The following is a 22,287-nucleotide window of genomic DNA, read 5'->3' on the forward strand; positions in this document are numbered from 1 at the left end:
GGATAAATTATCGGATTTCCGGATAGTTTACGTCACAAATCACAATTTTTCATATTGATATAACGAAATTAGGATTACAGCATCGCAACACGTTCCATCACGGTGCTTCCATGTCCACTGCTTCGACTCCCCATCTCAGCCATGCCGCGCCGTCGGTGCGCGGCCAGTTGAACGGCGTGCTGTTCGTCGCGCTGTTCGCCGCCGCCGTCACGAGCCTGTCCCAACTTCCCGCGATCGCGGGGCTCGGCCTGTCGCCGCTGATCGTCGGCATCGTCGCCGGCGCGCTGTACGGCAACGCGCTGCGCGACGGCATGCCGGCCAGCTGGGCGGCCGGCGTCAACTTCTCCGCGCGCAAGCTGCTGCGCATCGCGGTCGCGTTCTTCGGGTTGCGCGTGAGCCTGCAGGAAATCGCGCAGGTCGGCCTGCCGGGCCTCACCGTGTCGGTGCTGGTCGTCGTCAGCACGCTCGTGATCGGCACCTGGGCCGGCATGAAGATCATGAAGCTCGACCGCGATTCCGCCCTGCTGACCGCCGCCGGCAGCGCGATCTGCGGCGCGGCGGCCGTGCTCGCGTTCGAATCGACGCTGCAGTCGAAGCCACACCAGAGCGCAATGGCCGTGGGCAGCGTCGTGCTGTTCGGCACGCTGTCGATGTTCCTGTACCCGATCGCATATCACGCCGGGCTGCTGAACCTCGATCCGGCCGGCCTCGGGCTGTTCTTCGGCGGCACGATCCATGAAGTCGCGCAGGTGGTCGGCGCGGCGAGCGACATCAGCCCGCAGGTCGCGCACGTCGCAACGATCGTCAAGATGACGCGCGTGATGCTGCTGGTCCCCGTGCTGCTGGTGCTCGGCTGGTGGCTCGCCCGCTCGGCTCGCGCGACGGCCGGCGGCGCGCAAGGCAAGCGCAAGGTGGCGGTACCCTGGTTCGCGCTCGGTTTCCTCGGCTTCGTGATCGTCAATTCGCTGAACGTGCTGCCGACGGACGTCACGCATACGCTGAACGTGCTCGACACCTTCGCGCTGACGATGGCAATGACCGCGCTCGGCATCGAAACCCGCGTGGCGCAGATCCGCGCCGCCGGCCCACGGGCGCTGATGACCGGCCTGATCCTGTACGTGTGGCTGATCGTCGGCGGCTACGGGATCACCTGGGGCGTCCAGCATTGGCTTGGCTGAGTTGCCCGCCCGTGACACTTCGCGCGCCGCGCCCGACGGGATGGTCCCGCGGGCGCGGCGCAATGCTATGCTTCGCGTCGTTTTCCATCGCCCTCTTTCAGCCGTGCTCTCGTTCCTGCTGAAGCTGCGCACTCGCGCCCAAAAGCTGTTCCGCCTGTCTGACGCCCATACGATGCTGATCTGGTCGGCCATCGTCGGCGTCGGCGGCGCCTTTGCCACGATGGCGTTCCGCGAAGGCATCGACCTGATGCAGCACCTGATCTCCGGGCAAAGCGGCAGCTTCGTGCAGATGGCGAAGCGCCTGCCGTGGTACGTGCGGTTCTGGATGCCGGCCGCGGGCGGCTTCCTCGCCGGCTGCGTGCTGCTGCTCGCGACGCGCGGCGACAAGCAAGCCGGCAAGACCGACTACATGGAATCGGTCGCGCTCGGCAACGGCGTCGTCCCCGTGCGGCAGAGCCTGTGGCGCAGCGTGTCGTCGCTGCTGACGATCGGCAGCGGCGGCTCGATCGGCCGCGAGGGCCCGATGGTGCAGCTCGCGGCGCTCGCCGCGTCGCTCGTCGGCCGCTTCGTGCACTTCGACCCGCCGCGCCTGCGCCTGCTGGTTGCCTGCGGGGCGGCCGCCGGCATCACGTCCGCATACAACGCGCCGATTGCCGGCGCGTTCTTCGTGTCGGAAATCGTGCTCGGCACGATCGCGATGGAGAGCTTCGGGCCGATGGTCGTCGCGTCGGTCGTCGCGAACATCGTGATGCGCGAATTCGCCGGCTACAAGCCGCCGTACGAGATGCCGGTGTTTCCGGCCGTCACGGGCCCCGAGGTCCTGCTGTTCGTCGTGCTCGGCGCGCTGTGCGGCGTGCTCGCGCCGCAGTTCCTGCACCTGCTCGACGCGTCGAAGAACCAGTTCAAGCGGCTGCCGGTGCCGCTGCCCGTGCGGCTCGCGCTCGGCGGCCTCGTCGTCGGCGTGATCTCGGTGTGGACGCCGGACGTATGGGGCAACGGCTACAGCGTCGTGAACCAGATCCTGCATTCGCCGTGGACCTGGCAGGCGCTCGTCGCGGTGCTCGTGTTCAAGGTGATCGCAACCTCCGCCACGGTCGGCTCGGGCGCGATCGGCGGCGTGTTCACGCCGACACTGTTCGTCGGCGCGGTGTTCGGCTCGCTGTTCGGTCTTGCAATGGAAGCGGTGTGGCCCGGCCATACGTCGGCCTATTTCGCTTACGCGATCGTCGGGATGGGCGCGTTCATGGCGGGCGCCACGCAGGCGCCGCTGATGGCGATCCTGATGATCTTCGAGATGACGCTGAGCTATCAGGTCGTGCTGCCGCTGCTGGTGTCGTGCGTGTTCGCGTATTTCGTCGCGCGCGCGACGGGCACGACGTCGATGTACGAGATCACGCAGCACCACCAGCAGGACGCGCAGGAGCGGCTGCGGCTGCGCACCACGCAAATGCGCGAGCTGATCCAGCCCGCGCAGACGGTCGTGCCGCTCACGGCGAGCGTCGCCGACATGACGCGCGTGTTTCTCGAATATCCGGTGAAGTACCTGTACGTGACGGACGATGCCGGGCGGTTTCGCGGCGCGGTCGCGCTGAAGGACATCACGTCCGACCTGCTCGACAAGCGCGACACGACCGACAAGACGGCCGCGCACTACGCGCACACACCGTTTCCGCTCCTCACGCCCGACATGCCGCTCGCCACCGCGCTCGAACGCTTCATGGCGTTCCAGGGCGAACGCCTGCCGGTGATCGAAAGCGAAGCGGAGCCGACGCTCGCGGGGGTCGTCTACAAGACCTCCCTGCTCGACGCGTACCGCAGGATGACCGGCGAGCGCTGACGCGCGCCGCCGCATCGCCCGCGCCGGTCAGTCCGGCGCGCGCCCCAGCACGACCCGCGCGAAGAATCCCGCCAGCACCGATTCGGCCACGTCGGCCGATACGTGCTGCGGATCGGCCGTGTAGTACGACTGCACGCCGTCGCACAGGCACATCAGCCCGAACGCGAGCGTGTCGGCCGGCAGCAGCAGCGGCGTGCCGGCCCGTTCGGCGAAGCGCTGGATGAACTCGGCCATCTGCACGCGCTTGCCATGCAGGAACTGGTTGAAGCGCACGCGGAACTTCGCGTCGCGCGCCGCCTGCAGCTTCGCCTCGCCCCACAGCAGCGAATATTCGTCGTCGCGAAACAGCGTGCGGTAATACGCGAGCGACATCGATTCCATCTGCTCGCGCGATCCGCCACCTTCGAAAATCGCCTCGAAGTCGGCCCGCACCTCCGCGTGATCGCGCTCCAGCAATTCCAGCAGCAGGTCGGACTTGCTGCGGAAGTTCGAATAGAACGCGCCGCGCGTATAGCCGGCCGCCGCCGCGATGTCCTCGACGCTCGCGGCCACATAGCCTTTCTTCAGAAAAATGCGATGCGCGGCTTTCAGCAGACGTTCGCGCGTCTGGTCCCTGCTCTGCTCGCGAGTTAAGCGCTGTGGTTTCATGGCGCGCAGTCTAGCACCCTTTCCCTTTCGGATTCATCTTTGCATTCAGATACAGGTGTGCATTAGAATTCGCCACAGTTTCTGAATCTGTTGTGCGCGCGCCCTGCCGGCGCCGCTTGGGGCAAGCGCCCGCCGCGCTTGCCGGCTTCGTTCCGCTCCACCTCACCTGGGGGTTTCGTGAATCGCTCCGGTTCCCGCGCCGCGCTGCTGATCGGCGCCGCGCTCGTCCTTGCCGCCTGCCACCCGAAAGAATCCGCGCCGCCCGCCCCGCGCCCCGTCGTCGCGCTGCCCGCGCAGGCCGACACCGCCGCGGCCGCGCGCACGCTGCCTGGCGACATCCAGCCGCGCTACGCCACCCCGCTGTCGTTCCGCATCGCCGGCAAGATCGTCGAGCGCAAGGTGCGCCTCGGCGACACAGTCAAGGTCGGCCAGGTCGTCGCGCTGCTCGATCCGTCCGACGTCGAGAAAAACGCCGCGAGCGCACAGGCGCAGCTCGATGCCGCAACGCACAGCCTCGCGTTCGCGAAGCAGCAGCTCGACCGCGATCGCGCGCAGGCGCAAGAAAACCTGATCGCGACCGCGCAACTCGAACAGACCCAGAACAGCTATACGTCGGCGCTCGCGCAGCGCGACCAGGCGCAACAGCAGCTCGCGCTCGCGAAGAACCAGCTCCGCTACGCGACGCTCGTCGCCGATCATGCGGGCTACATCACCGCCGAACAGGCCGATACCGGCCAGAACGTGTCGGCCGGCCAGCCCGTCTACCAGCTCGCGTGGTCGGGCGATGTCGACGTCGTCAGCGACGTGCCCGAGGCCGCGCTCGCGTCGCTCGCGCCCGGCCATGCGGCGACCGTCACGCTGCCGTCGCTTCCGGGCCGCCAGTTCGCGGCGAAGGTGCGCGAAATCGCGCCGGCCGCCGATCCGCAAAGCCGCACCTATCGCGTGAAGCTGACGCTCGCGACGCCCGACCCGGCCATCCGGCTCGGGATGACCGCGAACGTCGCGCTCGACGGCGCGCCGGCCTCCGGCGACGCACAGCCGGTCACGCTGCCCGCGACCGCGCTGTTCCACGACGGCGCGCAACCGGCCGTGTGGGTCGTGCGCACGAAGGACGACACGCTCGAATTGCGTCGCGTCGAGGTAGCGCGCTTCAACGAGCGCACCGTGACCGTGTCGCACGGGCTGCAGCCGGGCGAGCGCGTCGTGCTCCAGGGCGTGCATACGGTCAGCGCGGGCGAGAAGGTGCGCCCGATCGCGCCGCTGCATCCGGAGGACTTCGCATCGTGAGTACGCCGCACGAAGAAGGCCGTTTCAACCTGTCGGCGTGGGCGTTGCGCCACCAGGCGCTCGTCGTCTACCTGATCGCGCTCGCGACGCTTGCGGGCATCCTTGCCTACACGCGCCTCGCGCAGTCCGAAGACCCGCCGTTCACGTTCCGCGTGATGGTGATCCGCACGTTCTGGCCCGGCGCGAGCGCGCGGCAGGTGCAGGAACAGGTGACCGACCGGATCGGCCGCAAGCTGCAGGAAACGCCGGCCATCGACTTCCTGCGCAGCTATTCGCGCCCCGGCGAATCGCTGATCTTCTTCACGATGAAGGATTCGGCGCCGGTGAAGGACGTGCCCGAGACCTGGTACCAGATCCGCAAGAAAGTCGGCGACATCGGCTATACGTTGCCGCCCGGCGTGCAGGGCCCGTTCTTCAACGACGAATTCGGCGACGTCTACACCAACATCTGGACGCTCGAAGGCGACGGCTTCACGCCCGCGCAACTGCACGACTACGCCGATCAATTGCGCACCGTGCTGCTGCGCGTGCCGGGCGTCGGCAAGGTCGACTACTTCGGCGACCCCGACCAGCGGATCTTCATCGAGGTGAACAACGCGCAGCTCACGCGCCTCGGCATTTCGCCGCAGCAGCTCGGGCAGGCGATCAACGCGCAGAACGACATCTCGTCGGCCGGCGTGCTGACGACCGCCGACGATCGCGTGTTCGTGCGGCCGAGCGGCCAGTTCGACAACGTCGACGCGATCGCCGATACGGTGATCCGCATCAACGGCCGCACGTTCCGGCTCGGCGATCTCGCGACCGTCAAGCGCGGCTACGACGACCCGGCCGTCACGCAGATGCGCGCAAGCGGCCATGCCGTGCTCGGCATCGGCGTCACGATGCAGCCAGGCGGCGACGTGATCCGGCTCGGCAAGGCGCTCGACGCCGAATCGAAGGACCTGCAGGCGCAACTGCCGGCCGGCCTCAAGCTGGTCGAGGTGTCGAGCATGCCGCACGCGGTCGCGCATTCGGTCGACGACTTCCTCGAAGCCGTCGCCGAAGCCGTCGCGATCGTGCTGGTCGTGAGCCTCGTGTCGCTCGGCCTGCGCACCGGGATGGTCGTCGTGATCTCGATTCCGGTCGTGCTCGCGGTCACGGCCCTGTTCATGTACATGTTCGACATCGGGCTGCACAAGGTGTCGCTCGGCACGCTCGTGCTCGCGCTCGGGCTGCTCGTCGACGACGCGATCATTGCGGTCGAGATGATGGCCGTGAAGCTCGAGCAGGGTTATACCCGTGCGCGCGCCGCCGCGTTCGCATACACCAGCACCGCGTTCCCGATGCTGACCGGCACGCTCGTCACCGTATCGGGCTTCCTGCCGATCGCGCTCGCGAAATCGAGCACCGGCGAATACACGCGCTCGATCTTCGAGGTGTCGGCGATCGCGCTGATCGCGTCGTGGTTCGCGGCCGTCGTGCTGATCCCGCTGCTGGGCTATCACATGCTGCCCGAGCGCAAGCGGCACGCGCACGAGGCGCACCTGCCCGACGACCACGAGCACGACATCTACGACACCCGTTTCTACCGGCGGCTGCGCGGCTGGATCGACTGGTGCATCGAGCGGCGCTTCGTCGTGCTGCTGATCACGGGCGCCCTCTTCGTCGTGTCGCTGATGGGCTTCTCGCTGGTGCCGCAGCAGTTCTTCCCGAGTTCCGACCGGCCCGAGCTGCTGGTCGACCTGCGGCTGCCCGAAGGCGCGTCGTTCGCGGCGACGCTGCGCGAGACCGAGCGCCTCGAGAAAGTGATCGACAAGCGCCCCGAGATCGACCACTCGGTGAACTTCGTCGGCAGCGGCGCGCCGCGTTTTTACCTGCCACTCGACCAGCAGCTGCAGTTGCCGAACTTCGCGCAATTCGTGATCACCGCGAAATCGGTCGAGGATCGCGAGAAGCTCGCGACCTGGCTCGAAACCACGCTGCGCGACCAGTTCCCGGCCGTGCGCTGGCGCCTGTCGCGGCTCGAAAACGGGCCGCCGGTCGGTTATCCCGTGCAGTTCCGCGTGAGCGGCGACAGCATCGCGACGGTCCGCTCGATCGCCGAGAAGGTCGCGGCGACGATGCGCGGCGACGCGCGCACGGTCAACGTGCAGTTCGACTGGGACGAGCCGGCCGAGCGCTCGGTGCGCTTCGAGATCGACCAGAAGAAGGCGCGCGAGCTGAACGTCACGTCGCAGGACGTGTCGAGCTTCCTCGCGATGACGCTGTCGGGCACGACCGTCACCCAGTATCGCGAGCGCGACAAGCTGATCGCGGTCGACCTGCGCGCGCCGAAGGCCGATCGCGTCGACCCCGCGAAGCTCGCCGGCCTCGCGCTGCCGACGCCGAACGGCCCCGTGCCGCTCGGCTCGCTCGGGCGCTTCAAGCCGACGCTCGAATACGGCGTCGTGTGGGAGCGCGACCGCCAGCCGACCATCACCGTGCAGTCGGACGTGCGCGCCGGCGCACAGGGCATCGACGTCACGCATGCGGTCGACGCGAAGCTGAACACGCTGCGCGCGCAGCTGCCGGTCGGCTATCAGATCAACATCGGCGGCTCGGTCGAGGAAAGCGCGAAGGCGCAGAAGTCGATCAACGCGCAAATGCCGCTGATGGCGATCGCCGTGTTCACGCTGCTGATGATCCAGCTGCAGAGCTTCTCGCGCGTGCTGATGGTCGTGCTGACCGCACCGCTCGGGCTGATCGGCGTGGTCGCGACGCTGCTGCTGTTCGGCCAGCCGTTCGGCTTCGTCGCGATGCTCGGCGTGATCGCGATGTTCGGGATCATCATGCGCAACTCGGTGATCCTGGTCGACCAGATCGAGCAGGACATCGCCGCCGGCCACGGCCGCATCGACGCGATCATCGGCGCGACCGTGCGGCGCTTCCGCCCGATCACGCTGACGGCCGCGGCCGCCGTGCTCGCGCTGATCCCGCTGCTGCGCTCGAACTTCTTCGGGCCGATGGCGACCGCGCTGATGGGCGGCATCACGAGTGCGACCGTACTGACGCTGTTCTACCTGCCCGCGCTGTATGCGACGTGGTTCCGCGTGAAGCGCGACGAACGCGACCCGCAGGATGGCCCGCCGCCAGGCGGCAGCACGCCGGCCGCGCCGTCGGGAGCCTGACCATGGATCGATCGATGACCCTGAAAACGAAAGCCGTGCGGGCGCTCGCGGTGGCGAGCCTCGCCGGCCCGCTCGCGGGCTGTTCGTGGTTCGCGCCGAGCGGCGAGCCGCCCGCGATGCCGTCGCCCGCGCACTACGGCACCGTGCCGCAAGTACAGCAGACCGTGGCCGCGCAAGGCGTCGCGCAGCAATTCGAGGTCGGCGCGCAGCCGGTGCCCGACTGGTGGAAACAGTACCGCTCCGATGCGCTGAACGCGCTCGTCGACGAAGGGCTGCGCAACAGCCCGACGCTCAGCGCGGCGTCGCATTCGCTGGATGCCGCACGCGAACAGTTGCGCGGACAGATCGGCAGCTCGATGCTGCCGTCGATCGACGCGGGCGGCCAGGCCACGCGCCAGCGCGCACTCGGCGTGCCGATTCCCGCGCTTGGCGCGCCGACGCTGCTGTACGACACCTTCGTCGGGCAACTGCAGGCGAGCTACACGGTCGACCTGTTCGGCGTGTCGCGCTTCGCGAACCGCGCGCTCTCGAAACGCGTCGACGTCAGCGCGTTCCAGCTCGAATCCGCGCGGCGCGCGCTGGCCGCCAATATCGTCACCGCGTCGATCACGGTGTCGGTGCTCAATGCACAGATCAATACGACCGAGCGGCTCGTCGCGCTCGCGAACGACCAGGCGCACGATGCCGAACGCCGCTACGCGCTCGGTTCGGCATCGCGCAGCGACGCGCTGAACGCGCGGCAAAACGCCGACACGTTCGCGGCGAGCCTGCCCGCGCTGCGCCAGCAGCGCGACTCGGCGCGCCACGCGCTCGCGGTGCTGGTCGGCCGCACGCCCGACCAGCCGCCGGCCGACCTCACGCTCGCCGATCTGCACCTGCCCGAACAGGTGCCCGTCGTCGTGCCGTCGGACCTGCTGAAAAGCCGTCCGGACATCCAGGCGGCCGATGCGGGGCTGAAGGCGGCGGCAGCCGAAGTGGGCCTCGCGACCGCGCAGATGTTCCCGCAGCTGTCGCTGTCGGCGGCCATGGGGCAAGGCGGCTTCAGCTGGCCGACGATGCTGTCGGGTGCCGGCGCGATCTGGAACGTCGGCGCATCGCTGAGCCAGCCGATCTTCCACGGCGGCGCGCTGCTCGCGCAGCGTCGCGCGGCGAAGGCGACCTACGAGGCCGCGGTCGATCAATACAAGCAGGCCGTGCTCGGCGCGTTCCAGAACGTCGCCGATTCGCTCGCGGCGCTCGAACACGATGCGGAAGCACTCGATGCGTCGTCGCGTGCCGCGCTTTCCGCGCGCGGCGCATACGACGACGCGGCCGCCCGCGTGCGGCTCGGTGCGTTGCCGCCGTCGGCTGCGCGCGCGAGCGAGCTGCAGTACCGCAATGCGCGGCTCGACGAGATCCGCGCGACCGGCGCGCGGTTCGCAGATACCGCACGGCTTTACCAGGCAATGGGCACGCCGCCGACCGGCAAGGACGGCAAAACCGATAAAACCGGCCAAACCGGTAACACGGCCGGCGACAACGCAACCGGCCACGAAGCGCGCGCCGCCACGCCCGACGCCGCGCCTTCGCCGCAATAAGCCGGCCCGTCGATCGGGCGCATGCGGCACCCCTGCGCGCGCCCGATTGCCGAACTTCCGCTTGACCCTCACGTAGCGTAACGTTCGAGACTCCAGTGTGCGTACCGAACGGAGGAACGAATGCAACTGAAAGTGGGAGAACTGGCGAAACGCAGCGGGCTGACCGTCCGCACGCTTCATCACTATCACGCGATCGGCTTGCTGACGCCTTCGGCGCGCGCCGACAACGGCTACCGGCTGTACGACCGCCACGACATCGCCCGGCTCCACCAGATCCAGGCGTTGCGTCGCTTCGGCCTGTCGCTCACCGAAATCGGCGATCACCTGAACCAGCCTGGCACCCCGCTCGTCGAGCTCGTCGCGAAGCAGATCGCGCTGCTCGACCGTCAGCTTGCGCAAACCGCGCAGCTGCGCGAGCGGCTCGTGACCCTGCATGCGCAGCTCGCGGCGGGAACGGAGCCGGAGCTGGCCGATTGGCTCACCACACTGGAGTTGATGACCGTGTACGACAAATATTTCTCCGAAGAAGAACTCGCGCGCATGCCGATGTACCGGAAGAGCCAGGCGGGCGACGCGGAATGGATCGCGCTCGTCGGCGAGGTCCGTGCGCTGCACGACGCGGGCGTGCCCGCCGAAGACGAGCGCACCCGCACGCTCGCCGCGCGCTGGATGGCGCTGCTCGTGCGCGACACGAACAACGATCCGCGGCTGCTGGCGAAGCTGAACCTGATGCATGAGCACGAACCGGCGATGCAGTCGAAGATCGGCATTTCGACCGAGCTTCGCGACTATGTGCTGCGTGCGTCGTCGGAAACGAAGATGCGGATCTTCGAGAAGTATCTTGCCCCGGACGAGATCCGTTTCATGCGCGCGCACTACGGCGAACGCGCGATGGAATGGCCGCAGCTGATGGGCGACGTACGCGACGCGCTCGAATCGGGTGTGAAAGCCGATTCGCCGCAAGGCCGCGCGCTTGCGCGGCGCTGGCTCGAGCTGTTCTGCAGCTACGCGGGCCACGATCCGGCCACGCATGCGAAATTCCGCGCGGCGCTGGTGAACGAGCCCGCGCTGACGAAGGATTCGTGGACCGACGAGACGCTGATCGGTTTCGTGCGCGAGGCGATGGCGCAGCTGGCGCCTGCGCGCTGAACCTGTGACGAAACGAGCGGCACGCGGATTTCGCGCGCGCCGCCTGCACCGCATCGACGAGCCGGTCAGTCCGGCTCGCCGCCGCCATCGTCGCTGAACGCGAGCAGATCGCCGGGCTGGCAGTCGAGATAGCGGCAGATCGCCTCGAGCGTCGCGAAGCGAATGCCCTTCACCTTCCCCTGCTTCAACAGCGACAGGTTCTGTTCGGTGATGCCAACGGCCGCCGCGAGATCCTTCGAGCGGACCTTGCGGGTCGCGAGCATCACATCGAGCTTGACTACGATCGTCATCGCGCGCCTCAGACGAATTGCTGATGTTCGGCGTCGAGCGCGCTCGCCTGCCGGAGAATGTGCGCAATGACTGCGATGCAGGCCGCGGTGAACAGCGCGACGACGTACGGCAGGCCGAAACCGATGCTGATCATGCGCTGGCCGACCGGCTCGCGCATCGTCGCCCATACGGTCAGCAACGGCTCGCATGCGACGCTCAGCAGCACCCACAGGCCGATCGCGCGCCCCGTCTTGCCGAGATGGCCGGCAGCCTGCACCGAGAAATAGTCGCGGCGTGCGTACGTGCGGAACAGCGCGCGCAGATGACGAAGGCCGTTTGCCAGCGCGACGAGCGGCACGCTCGACAGCAGGATGCCGACCGCCTTCTGCCACCACGGGAATGCAGCGACATCGACGCGCAGGTCAGTCAACACCGAATTGGAGATGCCGAATACGAAGCCGGGCCCCGAGGCTGCGTTCAACGACGGAAACAGCCAGCACGCAGCGTTGAGCACCATCATGCCGACGATGAACCCCAGCGTGACGGTGGCCATCTGCTGGCTGATACGAGCGATGCGATCGGAATGCATGACGTCTCCTCGACGACGAATGAACGAGCGCCGATTGTACGTCGAAAATTATCGTAAAACGATAATTAATTGTCGTCTTATTGATATTTTTTATTGTTCGACATCCTCACCCCCGTTTCAATCGGCGCGTTGCGCGCGCCACGCCCCGATACCGGCCTAGTCGTAATCGCGCTCGCTGATCCCGCGCCAGTGCTTCGTCATGTAGCGCAGAAACGCGGGTTGCGCCTTCAGGTCCGCGTTCGGCACGGGCGCCGCGCCGCCGTCCATGAACTTGCCCTTGACCGTGACGGTTTCCTCGCCGCGCAGCACGTACTTCGTGCCTGCGTCGATCAGGAAGTATTTCACCTGATCGGCACTGACATCGCCGCGGCAGCCGATCTTGTACGCGAACAGGAACTGCTTGCGCCCGTTGCCGAGCAGGTCGCGCATTTCGATCGACTTCGGCACGACATCGAGGATCACGTCGACCGGGCATGCCTTCACGTAGTCGCGCACGGTCCAGTCGGGCCGGCCGTCGTGCGTCGCCGTCACCTTCAACTCGACGTCGTCGCCCGACTCGGCTCTGGCCAGCGTCACCGCGTGCGCGCCGGCCGCATCGGTCCACGCGTATTCAGCGGCCTGCGCCGGGTTGCACAGCACCGCGGCTGCGAGAAACAGGCAAGGCGAAAGGTAGCGTCGTTTCATCGGCGAAGAGGCAGGAACGGAACGCGCCATTATCGGCAAACCCGCGTACCGCTGCCAGCCGCGCGCAACACGCCCGATCAGCGCTCGCGCGAGCCGAGCCCGAGCGCCTTCATCCGCCGGTACAGCGTCCGCTCGCTCATCCCGACCTGCTCCGCGAGCGCCTTGCGCGTACCGTCGAACGTGCGCGCGATCCGCACAAGCTCCGCGTCCGACACGCCGCGCGCATCCTCCGCACGATCTTGCGGCGCGGCTGCTGCCGCGACGAGTTCGGCCGGCAGATGCTCGACACGGATCGTCCCGTCGTCGGCGAACAGGCACGCGCGTTCGAGCACGTTGCGCAGCTCGCGAATGTTGCCGGGCCATGCATACGCATCGAGGCATGCACGCGCGCGCTCGGTCAGCACGTACGGCCGGGCCGCGAACGGCCGCGCGCTCGCATCGCCCGCCTTGGCGCGCGCATTCGCGATCCGTCGCAGGATCGATTCGGCCAGCAGCGCGACGTCGCCGCGCCGTTCGCGCAGCGCCGGCAGCGGAATCGGAAACGCGTTGATCCGGTAGTACAGATCCTGGCGGAACCGGCCGTCGTCGATCATCTCGCGCAGCGGCTTGTGCGTGGCTGCGACGAGCCGGAAATCCGCGCGCAGCGCCTCGACACCGCCGACGCGCCGGAACGTGCCGGATTCGATCAGCCGCAGCAGCTTCACCTGCATGGGCAGCGGCACGTCGCCGATCTCGTCGAGAAACAGCGTGCCGCCCTGTGCGGTTTCGACGAGGCCCGGCTTGCGCTGGTTCGCGCCCGTAAACGCACCCTTTTCGTAGCCGAACAATTCGCTTTCGAACAGCGTCTCGGCAATCCCCGAACAATCGACAACGACGAACGGCCCCATCGCGCGATCGCTCGCCTCGTGCAGCGCGCGGGCGAACAGTTCCTTGCCGGTGCCCGATTCGCCGAGCAACAGCACCGGCAGCGTCGACGGCGCGACGCGCTGCAACGCGCCGAGCGCCGCATTGAACGCGTCGGCGCCACCGACGAGCCCCTCCGCGCTCGGCTGCGCGGACGCGCTGCGCACCGTCGTCAGCCGCTCGACATAGGCGATCACGTTGCCGTCCGCATCGAAGATCGGCCGCAGCTCGACGTCGACGTGCTCGGGGCCGCGCGGCGTGTGATGGATGTGCAGCACGCGGTTCAGCCCGCGCGACTCGAGCGCCTGCTTCATCGGGCAATGCTCGCCGGCCTGGTCGCACGGCACGTCGTAGTGATGCGAGACCTGGAAGCAGTGCCGGCCCACGTGCTCGACGCCCGCCACGCCGAACTGGCGCCGGTACGCATCGTTCGCCGCGAGGATGCGGTAGTCGGGATCAACGACGATCATCGGCTGCGGGTCCTGCTCGAGATAGGCGACGAGAGCGCGCACGTCGGGCATCGCGTCGCGACGCGGCACGGGGACGATCGGAATGGTGTCGTGCGGATTCATGCGAAGGCTCGCTCGGTGAAGAGACGCCCGGGCGGACTGCCAGGCTGACTGCCAATTCTGCCACGACACTGCCAGTTATGGCAGTCACCATTCTCGACCGGCCCCCGATCGCACGGTCACATCGCTGCCGGCGCGCCGAAAACCCGAGCCGAATCAAGCCGCTGGCGCATCGGCCGGTACCGCATCGCCGACTGGCACGTTTCTTGAGACAAAGATCCCGATTGCAGATGCAGAACCCGATCGAGGACACCCCGTGAGCAACGCACCCGCCCTGTCGGTCGAAGGCTTTTTCGACCCGGCGACCCACACCGTCAGCTATCTCCTGCTCGATACCGAGAGCCGCGCGTGCGCGCTGATCGACAGCGTGCTCGACTACGACCCGAAATCCGGCCGCACGCACACGGCCAGCGCCGACCGGCTGATCGCCCGCGTCGCCGAACTCGGCGCGGACGTGCACTGGCTGCTGGAAACCCACGTGCACGCCGACCACCTGTCGGCCGCGCCGTACCTGAAGGAACACGTCGGCGGCCAGATCGCGATCGGCTCGCACGTGCGCCGCGTGCAGCACGTATTCGGCACGCTGTTCAACGCGGGCCCAGGCTTCGCGGAGGACGGCCGCCAGTTCGACCGGCTCGTCGACGACGGCGACACGCTCGCCCTCGGCGCGCTGACGATCCGCGCGCTGCATACGCCGGGCCACACGCCCGCGTGCATGACCTACTGCGTCGACGACGCGACGCAGCGCGCGGCGTTCGTCGGCGACACGCTGTTCATGCCCGACTACGGCACCGCCCGTTGCGACTTCCCCGGCGGCGATGCGCGCACGCTGTACCGCTCGATCGCGCGCGTGCTCGCGCTGCCGCCCGACACGCACCTGTACCTGTGCCACGACTACCAGCCGGGCGGCCGCGACGTGCAGTTCGTGACGACCGTCGCCGAGCAGCGCCACGCGAACGTGCACGTGAAGGACGGTGTGACCGAGGACGATTTCGTCGCGATGCGCACCGCCCGCGACGCGACGCTGGCCATGCCCGTGCTGATGTTGCCGTCCGTGCAGGTCAACATGCGCGCCGGCCACCTGCCCGAACCCGAGAACAATGGCGTGCGCTACCTGAAGATCCCGCTCGACGCGATCTGAGCCTCACGCCCCGCCCCATCCGGAGAACCCCGACATGACCATCCGCAAGCTGACCGACGCGCTGTCGGTCTCGCCGCAGATCGCGGCGGCCGACCTGCCCGCGCTTCGCGCGGCCGGTATCCGCGCGATCATCTGCAACCGGCCCGACGGCGAAGGCGCCGACCAGCCGACCGTCACCGAGATCCGCGCGGCCGCCGCGCCGCTCGGCATCGACGTGCATTACCTGCCGGTCGATACCGGCAAGGTGACCGACGACCAGGCCGCGCAGTTCGGCGCGCTCGTCGCATCGCTCGACGGCCCGGTGCTCGCGTACTGCCGCAGCGGCACGCGTTCGGCCACGCTGTGGGCGCTGTCGCAAGCCGGGTTGCGGCCGCTGAACGACATCGTCGCCACCGCCGGCGCAGCCGGCTATGACCTGAGCGCGCTCGCGTCGCGTGTCGCGCAGGGCGGCCGCCACGCGGCGCCGGCCGTCGACGCGCGGCACGACATCGTGATCGTCGGCGCGGGCGCGGCCGGCATCGCGGTCGCGTCGAGCCTGCTCGCGCGCGACGCGTCGCTCGACATCGCGGTCATCGATCCGGCCGACGTCCACTACTACCAGCCGGGCTGGACGATGGTCGGCGCGGGCGTGTTCCAGCCGGACACCACCGCACGCCGGATGACCGACGTGCTGCCGCGCGGCGTGCACCGGATCCAGGCCGCCGTCGCGGGCTTCGAACCCGACGCGCACACGGTCGTGCTCGAAGGCTGCCGCCGCATCGGCTATCGCAAGCTCGTCGTGTGCCCGGGGCTCAAGCTCGACTGGCACGCGATCGACGGCCTCGCCGACACGCTCGGCCGCAACGGCGTCACATCCAACTACCGTTTCGACCTCGCGCCCTACACGTGGGAGCTCGTGCGTGCGTTCCGTGGCGGCAATGCGCTCTTCACGCAGCCGCCGATGCCGATCAAGTGCGCGGGTGCGCCGCAGAAGGCGATGTACCTGTCGTGCGACCACTGGCGGCGCACCGGCCGCCTCGAAGCCGCGAACGTCGAGTTCCTGAATGCGGGCGCTGCGCTGTTCGGCGTCGCCGACTACGTGCCCGCGCTGATGGAGTACGTGAAAAGCTACGACATTGCACTGTCGTTCGGCCACAACCTCGTCGCGATCGACGGCCCCGCGCGCCAGGCGACGTTCACGCGCGCGCTGCCGGACGGCGGCAAGGAAACCGTCGTGCGCGCGTTCGACATGATCCACGTCGTGCCGCCGCAGAAGGCGCCCGACTTCGTACGGTCGAGCCCGCTCGCGGACGCGGCCGGCTGGATCGACGTCGATCCGGCGACGCTGCGCCACAAGCACTTTCCGGACATCTACGCGCTCGGCGATGCAACCAGCACGACCAACGCGAAAACGGCCGCGGCCGCCCGCAAGCAGGCGCCCGTCGTCGCGCACAACCTGCTCGCGTCGCTCGGCCGCGCGCACGGAGACGCCGCATACGACGGCTACGGCTCGTGCCCGCTCACGGTCGAGCGCGGCAAGATCGTGCTCGCCGAGTTCCTGTACGGCGGCAAGGTCGCGCCGACGTTCCCCGCGTGGCTGATCGACGGCAAGCGCCCGTCGCGGCTTGCGTGGCTGCTCAAGGAACGCGTGCTGCCGCCGCTCTACTGGAAGGCCATGCTCAAGGGCCGCGAATGGCTCGCGAAGCCCGCCGTCGCACGTTGACCGGAGCGCGATGACGTCATGTTGATTTCTCTCGTACTGGGCGGCTTCGTCGGCGCCGTGCTCGGCCTGACCGGCGCCGGCGGCGGCATTCTCGCGGTGCCCGCGCTCGTCGTCGGGATGAGCTGGCCGATGCAGCAGGCCACGCCCGTCGCACTCGTCGCGGTAGCGGGCAGCGCCGCGCTCGGCGCGCTCGAAGGTTTCCGCCGCGGGCTCGTGCGCTATCGCGCCGCGTTGCTGATGGCCGTGGCCGGCGTGCCGCTGACCACGCTCGGCGTGCGGCTCGCGCACCTCCTGCCCCAGCGCCTGCTGCTCACGCTGTTTGCGTTGACGATGCTGGTCGTCGCCGGCCGCCTGCTGCGGCAGGCGTTGCGGCACGCACCCGTCGACGCGGAAGCGTCGCCGCTGTGCGTCGGCCGCGTGAATCCCGATACGGGCCGGCTCGTATGGTCCTGGCCGGTCGGTGTCGCGCTGGCGTCGACCGGCGCGATGACGGGCCTGATGACGGGGTTGCTCGGCGTCGGCGGCGGTTTCGTGATCGTGCCGATGCTGCGCAAGTTCACGAACGTGTCGATGCATGGTGTGGTCGCGACGTCGCTGATGGTGATCGCGCTGGTCGGCACCGGCGGTGTGTTCGCGACGCTCGTGTCCGGCACGCGCGCGCCGCTCGACGTGACGCTGTGGTTCACCGTCGCGACCGCGCTCGGCATGGCCGCCGGCCGCGGCGCGTCGCGCCACCTCGCCGCGCGGCACGTGCAGGCCGGCTTCACGGCCGTGCTCGTGTGTGTTGCGCTCGGGCTGCTGGCGAAGGCCGCATTCGGCGCGTAAGCCGAACGCGGCGACGGATCCGCGTCCCCAAACAAAACGCCCGGCCCGACTCGTCGTCGGCACCGGGCGTTTTTCATTGCTGCGGGCAACGCAGCCGTCAGGTCGCGTACCCCGCGATCCGCTTGCGCTCCTGACGCAGCATCACGAAGTTCGCGATCACGACGCCGGCCGTCACCGCGACGATGAACAGCGTCGCGAGTGCGTTCATCTCCGGGTTCAGACCGAGGCGCACGCGCGAGAACACGACGAGCGGCAGCGTCGTCGAGCCGGGGCCCGACAGGAACGCCGACAGCACGAGGTCGTCGATCGACAGCGTGAACGACAGCAGCCAGCCTGCGATCAGCGCCTGCGAGATCAGCGGCAGCGTGATCGTGAAGAACACCTTCAGCGGCGTCGCACCGAGATCGAGCGCGGCTTCTTCCAGCGACGGGTTCAGTTCGCGCACACGCGACTGCACGATGATCGCGACGTACGAGATGCACAGCATCACGTGGCCGAGCCAGATCGTGAACACGCCGCGCTCGGCCGGCCAGCCGATCCACTTCGCGAGCTCGATGAACAGCAGCAGCAGCGAGATCCCCTGGATCACCTCGGGAATCACGAGCGGCGCGTTGATCATCCCGCTGAACAGCGCGAAACCGCGAAAGCGCCCCATCCGCGCGAGCACGAAACCGGCCCACGTGCCGATGAACACCGATGCAAACGCCGTCAGCACGCCGATCTTCAGCGACAGCCACGCGGCCGTCAGCAGCTCGTCGTCCTCGACGAGCGCCGCGTACCAGCGGAACGAGAAACCCGACCACACGGTGACGAGCTTCGACTCGTTGAACGAATAGACGATCAGGCTGAGGATCGGGATGTACAGGAACGCGAAGCCGGCAAACAGCGCCGCGAACTGCAGGTAACGATTCGGCTTCATCGACGGCCTCCCTGTTCCTTCGCCTGGAAGTGCTGGAACATCGCCATCGGCACGAGCAGCAGCAGCACCATCGCGCAGGTCACCGCCGACGCCATCGGCCAGTCTGCGTTGTTGAAGAACTCGTTCCACATCACGCGGCCGATCATCAGCGTGTTCGCGCCGCCAAGCAGCTCGGGAATCACGTACTCGCCGACCGCCGGAATGAACACCAGCAGGCAGCCCGCGATGATCCCGTTCTTCGACAGCGGCAGCGTGATCTGCACGAACGCCTTCCACGGCTTCGCGCCGAGGTCGTACGCGGCCTCGAGCAGGCGCAGGTCCATCTTCACGAGGTGCGCGTACAGCGGCATCACGAGGAACGGCAGGTACGAATACACCATCCCGATGTACACCGCGTAGTTGGTGCGGTACAGCTCGATCGGCGTATGCGTGAGGCCGATCCACATCAGGAAGTTGTTCAGCAGCCCGTTGTTCTTCAGGATGCCGATCCATGCATACACGCGGATCAGGAACGACGTCCAGAACGGCAGCATCACGCCCATCATCAGCAGGTTGCGGGTCGCCGGATTCGAGCGCGCGATGTAGTACGCCATCGGATAGCCGACCAGCAGACACAGCAGCGTCGTGATCGCGGCCACCCACACCGAGTTCACGTAGGTCGCGAAATACAGGCTGTCCGTGAACAGGAACGCGTAGTGCGACAGGTTCAGCGCGACGTGCACGACGCCGTCGGTGTACGACCCGAGTTCCGTGTACGGCGGAATGCCGAGCTGCAGTTCCGCGAAACTGATCTTGACGACCAGCACGAACGGCACGAGGAAGAACAGCACGAGCCACGTGAACGGCCCGGCGACCACCGCCGACGCGCCCGTCAGGTTGAAGCGCCGCACCGGCCACTCGAGCAGGGACTTGAACGCGTTCATGACGTCAGCACCACGCCGGCCGTCGCGCTCCAGCGCACGTAGATCTCGTCGCCGAGCACCGGCGTGTCGAGCTCGGAAATCGCGAGGCTCGACACGTTCGCGATCACCGTCTTGCCCGCGTCGAGCTTCACGTGATACAGCGAGTAGCCGCCCATGTACGCGACGTTGCTGATCTTGCCGCGCGCCCAGTTGAACGCGCCTTCGGGCGGCTTGCGCGTGAGCGCGATCCGTTCGGGGCGCACCGACACCGTGACCGGCATCCCGAGCGGGCCCGAGATCCCGTGGCTCACGTACAGCCGGCTCGGCAGCTCGGGCGATTCGATGTATACGTGGTCGGGTTCGTCCTCGACGGTCACGCCGTCGAACAGGTTCGTCGAGCCGATGAACTCGGCCGAGAAGCGGCTGTTCGGGTATTCGTAGACTTCGTTCGGCGAGCCGATCTGCACGATCTGGCCTTCGCTCATCACCGCGAGCCGATTGGCCATCGTCATCGCTTCTTCCTGATCGTGCGTGACCATGATGCAGGTGACGCCGACCCTGTTCAGGATGTTGACGAGCTCGATCTGCGTACGCTGGCGGATCTGCTTGTCGAGCGCGGACATCGGCTCGTCGAGCAGCAGCAGCTTCGGGCGCTTGACCAGCGAGCGCGCGAGCGCGACGCGCTGCTGCTGGCCGCCGGACAGCTGGTGCGGCTTGCGCTTCGCGTACTTGCTCATCTGCACGAGTTCGAGCGCCGACGCGACGCGTTCCTTCAGCTCGGCCTTCGGCGTGCCTTCCTGCTTCAGCCCGAACGCGACGTTCGACTCGACCGACATGTGCGGGAACAGCGCATACGACTGGAACATCATGTTCACGGGCCGCTTGTACGGCGGCATCTGCGCGAGGTCCTCGCCGTCGATCAGGATCTTGCCCGACGTGACCGTCTCGAGGCCCGCGAGCATCCGCAGCAACGTCGACTTGCCGCAACCCGAGCTGCCGAGCAGCGCGAACAGCTCGCCCTGGCGCACGGTCAGGTTGACGCTGCGCACGGCTTCGGTGTCGCCGAATTTCTTGACGACGTCGACGATCTGGACAAAGTTCTCGGCGCGCGCATCGGCGCCGGAGGAGGAAACGGAGAACGGCGCGCCCGCAACCGGCGCACCCGACTGGCTATTCATGATGTGCTGCTTCTCTCCTGCGTTAGACGAACAAAGCCCCCGGGGGCACCAGGGGCTTCATGACTGCTGGTTCACTTCGGCTCGCGTCAGCGGCCCGACTTCAGCTCGGTCCACAGACGCGTCTGCAGACGCTGGATTTCAGGCGGCAGCGGCTTGAGCAGGAACAGCGTCTTCACGACGTCGGCCGGCGGATAGACGGCCGGGTCGTTCGCGACGTCGGGCCGCACGTACTTGCGGGCCTCGGCGTTGGCGCTCGGGTAGTACACCGCGTTCGTGATCGCCGCGTGCACCTTCGGATCCTCGATGTAGTTGATCCACTGCAGCGCGGCATCCTTGTTCTTCGCATCCTTCGGGATCGCCATCACGTCGAACCACACCGGCGCGCCGCCCTTCGGAATGTAGTACTCGACCTTGTACGACTTCTTCGCCTCGATCGCGCGATGCTTCGCGATCACGACGTCGCCCGACCAGCCGAACGCGAAACAGATGTCGCCGCCGACCAGGTCGTTGATGTAGCCCGACGAGTTGAATTGCGTGATGTACGGGCGGATCTTCTTCAGCACTTCCATCGCGGCCTTGTAGTCGGCCGGGTTCGTGCTCATCGGATCCTTGCCGATGTAGTGCAGCGCCGCCGCGAACATCTGGTCGGGCGCGTCGAGCACGGACACGCCGCAGGTCTTCAGCTTCGAGATGTTTTCCGGCTTGAACAGGATGTCCCAGTTGTCGAGCGGTACCTTGCCGAGCGCCTGCTGCGCTTTCGTCACGTTGTAGGCAAGACCGGTCGTGCCGTACGCCCAGGGCACCGAGAACTTGTTGCCCGGATCCGCGCCGGCGACGAGCGCCATCAGTTGCGGATCGAGGTACTTGAGGTTCGGCAGCTTCGACTTGTCGAGCGGCGCAAAGATGCCGGCGGCGATCTGCTTGCCCGCGTAGTTGCTGGTCGGCACGACGATGTCGTAGCCCGAGCTGCCCGTCAGCAGCTTCGCCTGCAGCGTGTCGTCGCTGTCGTAGTTGTCGTAGCGGACCTTGACGCCCGACTGTTTCTCGAAGTTCGGGATCGTGTCCTTCGCAATGTAGTCCGACCAGTTATAGACATTGAGCTGCGTATCCTTCGCCGCTGCCGCCGACGCACCCACGCACAGCGCGAGCGCTGCGAACCGGCCCACTACCTTTGCTTTCATCCCGTTCTCCCTCCGGCCGGACGCGTTGCCCGGCTGCCGTCTGCCTCGTCATGACGGCGCATTCTGGCGCGCCGCCCCTCGAAAACCCCGAAAACTACCATCATTCGCGCCCCGTCACAAAAAAATCATGCCGGTGTCGCGCAAACGGAACAGATTCCCGCCGCGGGCCCGTCGGGCCGCCCGTGCAGCGGGGCGTTCCGGAAGAATTCTATCGGGTAATCGGCGGCTGTCCACCGGGAAAAACGGACGGCGGCGAAACTGCGTTCGCGTGCCGGACGCACGGCCGGACAGTCGTGCGTGCGCACCGGTACAGCATGCCGGGCGGCGCCGCCCGACCCGGCGGCCGCGATGCATTAAAATGGCGGCTGACGATTCAACTGCGCGAACCCTTCCGATGGCCTCCAATCTCCACGACCTGCCCGACAGCCCCTGCATCGGCGTGTGCTCGACCCTCTTCGACGAAGTCTGCAAGGGCTGCGGCCGCACGGCCGCCGAAGTATCGAACTGGGTGTTCCTGAGCGACGAAGAAAAGCAGGCGGTGTGGGAGCGCATCACACGCGAAGGCACCGCGATGCGCTTCCAGTACGACAAGCTGTAAGCCG

Annotated in this window: 19 protein-coding genes; 10 read left to right on the plus strand and 9 right to left on the minus strand. The window is 67.6% G+C overall.

Going from position 1 to position 22,287, the window contains the following annotated elements; translation table 11 throughout:
- Positions 1-110: 110 nt before the first annotated feature.
- Together KEC55_RS09005 and KEC55_RS09010 are read left to right on the plus strand one after the other, a co-directional pair.
- Positions 111-1,178 carry a YeiH family protein gene (locus KEC55_RS09005; protein WP_282505084.1) on the plus strand — a complete coding sequence of 356 codons (1,068 nt, stop codon included), beginning with the start codon at positions 111-113 and terminating at the stop codon, positions 1,176-1,178.
- A 103-nt stretch (positions 1,179-1,281) separates the two neighbouring features.
- A complete protein-coding gene (locus tag KEC55_RS09010; protein WP_282507510.1) occupies positions 1,282-3,015 on the plus strand; it encodes a ClcB-like voltage-gated chloride channel protein in 1,734 nt (577 codons plus the stop codon).
- Positions 3,016-3,042: 27 nt separating this feature from the next.
- Here KEC55_RS09010 and KEC55_RS09015 read toward each other — a convergent pair whose 3' ends face one another.
- On the minus strand, positions 3,043-3,663 hold the full coding sequence (locus tag KEC55_RS09015; protein WP_282505085.1) for a TetR/AcrR family transcriptional regulator: 621 nt from the start codon (positions 3,661-3,663) through the stop codon (positions 3,043-3,045).
- Positions 3,664-3,840: 177 nt separating this feature from the next.
- Here KEC55_RS09015 and KEC55_RS09020 point away from each other — a divergent pair, with 177 nt between their 5' ends.
- From KEC55_RS09020 to KEC55_RS09035, 4 genes are all read left to right on the plus strand, one after another.
- The gene (locus KEC55_RS09020; protein WP_282505086.1) at positions 3,841-4,950 is read left to right on the plus strand and encodes an efflux RND transporter periplasmic adaptor subunit; all 1,110 of its coding nucleotides are present in this window, start codon (positions 3,841-3,843) and stop codon (positions 4,948-4,950) included.
- Positions 4,947-8,096 carry an efflux RND transporter permease subunit gene (locus KEC55_RS09025; protein WP_282505087.1) on the plus strand — a complete coding sequence of 1,050 codons (3,150 nt, stop codon included), beginning with the start codon at positions 4,947-4,949 and terminating at the stop codon, positions 8,094-8,096. Before KEC55_RS09020 ends, KEC55_RS09025 begins: the two co-directional genes overlap by 4 nt.
- Positions 8,097-8,098: 2 nt before the next feature.
- Entirely contained in the window at positions 8,099-9,673 is a 1,575-nt protein-coding gene (locus KEC55_RS09030; RefSeq protein ID WP_282505088.1) for an efflux transporter outer membrane subunit, read from the plus strand.
- A 120-nt stretch (positions 9,674-9,793) separates the two neighbouring features.
- Positions 9,794-10,822 (plus strand): MerR family transcriptional regulator, encoded by a 1,029-nt coding sequence (locus KEC55_RS09035; RefSeq protein ID WP_282505089.1) that lies wholly within the window; start codon positions 9,794-9,796, stop codon positions 10,820-10,822.
- Between the two features lie 65 nt (positions 10,823-10,887).
- Here the strand turns inward: KEC55_RS09035 and KEC55_RS09040 are convergent, their stop codons facing one another.
- The 4 genes from KEC55_RS09040 to KEC55_RS09055 form a co-directional block, all read right to left on the minus strand.
- Positions 10,888-11,112 (minus strand): helix-turn-helix domain-containing protein, encoded by a 225-nt coding sequence (locus KEC55_RS09040; protein ID WP_006488139.1) that lies wholly within the window; start codon positions 11,110-11,112, stop codon positions 10,888-10,890.
- An 8-nt stretch (positions 11,113-11,120) separates the two neighbouring features.
- Positions 11,121-11,681: a DUF2975 domain-containing protein gene (locus KEC55_RS09045; RefSeq protein WP_282505090.1), complete on the minus strand. Its 561-nt coding sequence runs from the start codon at positions 11,679-11,681 to the stop codon at positions 11,121-11,123.
- Positions 11,682-11,837: 156 nt separating this feature from the next.
- Positions 11,838-12,365 carry a M949_RS01915 family surface polysaccharide biosynthesis protein gene (locus KEC55_RS09050; protein ID WP_282505091.1) on the minus strand — a complete coding sequence of 176 codons (528 nt, stop codon included), beginning with the start codon at positions 12,363-12,365 and terminating at the stop codon, positions 11,838-11,840.
- Between the two features lie 77 nt (positions 12,366-12,442).
- Positions 12,443-13,840, minus strand: coding sequence for a sigma-54 interaction domain-containing protein (locus KEC55_RS09055; protein ID WP_282505092.1), 1,398 nt, complete (start codon positions 13,838-13,840; stop codon positions 12,443-12,445).
- A gap of 253 nt (positions 13,841-14,093) precedes the next feature.
- On the opposite strand from KEC55_RS09055, the gene KEC55_RS09060 reads away from it, so the two are divergent.
- Genes KEC55_RS09060 through KEC55_RS09070 form a run of 3 tightly spaced genes read left to right on the plus strand, consistent with a single transcriptional unit; the run spans position 14,094 to position 17,505 of the window.
- Positions 14,094-14,978, plus strand: a complete 885-nt coding sequence (locus KEC55_RS09060) for an MBL fold metallo-hydrolase (RefSeq protein WP_282505093.1) — start codon at positions 14,094-14,096, stop codon at positions 14,976-14,978.
- A 34-nt stretch (positions 14,979-15,012) separates the two neighbouring features.
- Positions 15,013-16,680, plus strand: a complete 1,668-nt coding sequence (locus KEC55_RS09065) for a bifunctional protein tyrosine phosphatase family protein/NAD(P)/FAD-dependent oxidoreductase (RefSeq protein WP_282505095.1) — start codon at positions 15,013-15,015, stop codon at positions 16,678-16,680.
- Between the two features lie 18 nt (positions 16,681-16,698).
- Positions 16,699-17,505 (plus strand): sulfite exporter TauE/SafE family protein, encoded by an 807-nt coding sequence (locus KEC55_RS09070; protein ID WP_282505097.1) that lies wholly within the window; start codon positions 16,699-16,701, stop codon positions 17,503-17,505.
- Between the two features lie 97 nt (positions 17,506-17,602).
- Here KEC55_RS09070 and KEC55_RS09075 read toward each other — a convergent pair whose 3' ends face one another.
- From KEC55_RS09075 to KEC55_RS09090, 4 genes are all read right to left on the minus strand, one after another.
- Positions 17,603-18,424, minus strand: coding sequence for an ABC transporter permease subunit (locus tag KEC55_RS09075; protein WP_282505099.1), 822 nt, complete (start codon positions 18,422-18,424; stop codon positions 17,603-17,605).
- Positions 18,421-19,347, minus strand: coding sequence for an ABC transporter permease subunit (locus KEC55_RS09080; protein WP_282505101.1), 927 nt, complete (start codon positions 19,345-19,347; stop codon positions 18,421-18,423). Before KEC55_RS09080 ends, KEC55_RS09075 begins: the two co-directional genes overlap by 4 nt.
- Positions 19,344-20,504 carry an ABC transporter ATP-binding protein gene (locus KEC55_RS09085; RefSeq protein WP_282505103.1) on the minus strand — a complete coding sequence of 387 codons (1,161 nt, stop codon included), beginning with the start codon at positions 20,502-20,504 and terminating at the stop codon, positions 19,344-19,346. The genes KEC55_RS09080 and KEC55_RS09085 overlap by 4 nt, the downstream gene beginning before the upstream one ends.
- An 86-nt stretch (positions 20,505-20,590) precedes the next feature.
- Positions 20,591-21,685 carry a polyamine ABC transporter substrate-binding protein gene (locus KEC55_RS09090; RefSeq protein WP_282505104.1) on the minus strand — a complete coding sequence of 365 codons (1,095 nt, stop codon included), beginning with the start codon at positions 21,683-21,685 and terminating at the stop codon, positions 20,591-20,593.
- Between the two features lie 394 nt (positions 21,686-22,079).
- Here KEC55_RS09090 and KEC55_RS09095 point away from each other — a divergent pair, with 394 nt between their 5' ends.
- The gene (locus KEC55_RS09095) at positions 22,080-22,283 is read left to right on the plus strand and encodes a DUF1289 domain-containing protein (protein WP_282505105.1); all 204 of its coding nucleotides are present in this window, start codon (positions 22,080-22,082) and stop codon (positions 22,281-22,283) included.
- Positions 22,284-22,287 lie beyond the last annotated feature (4 nt).

Source organism: Burkholderia cepacia, from assembly GCF_029962485.1.
GTDB lineage: Bacteria > Pseudomonadota > Gammaproteobacteria > Burkholderiales > Burkholderiaceae > Burkholderia.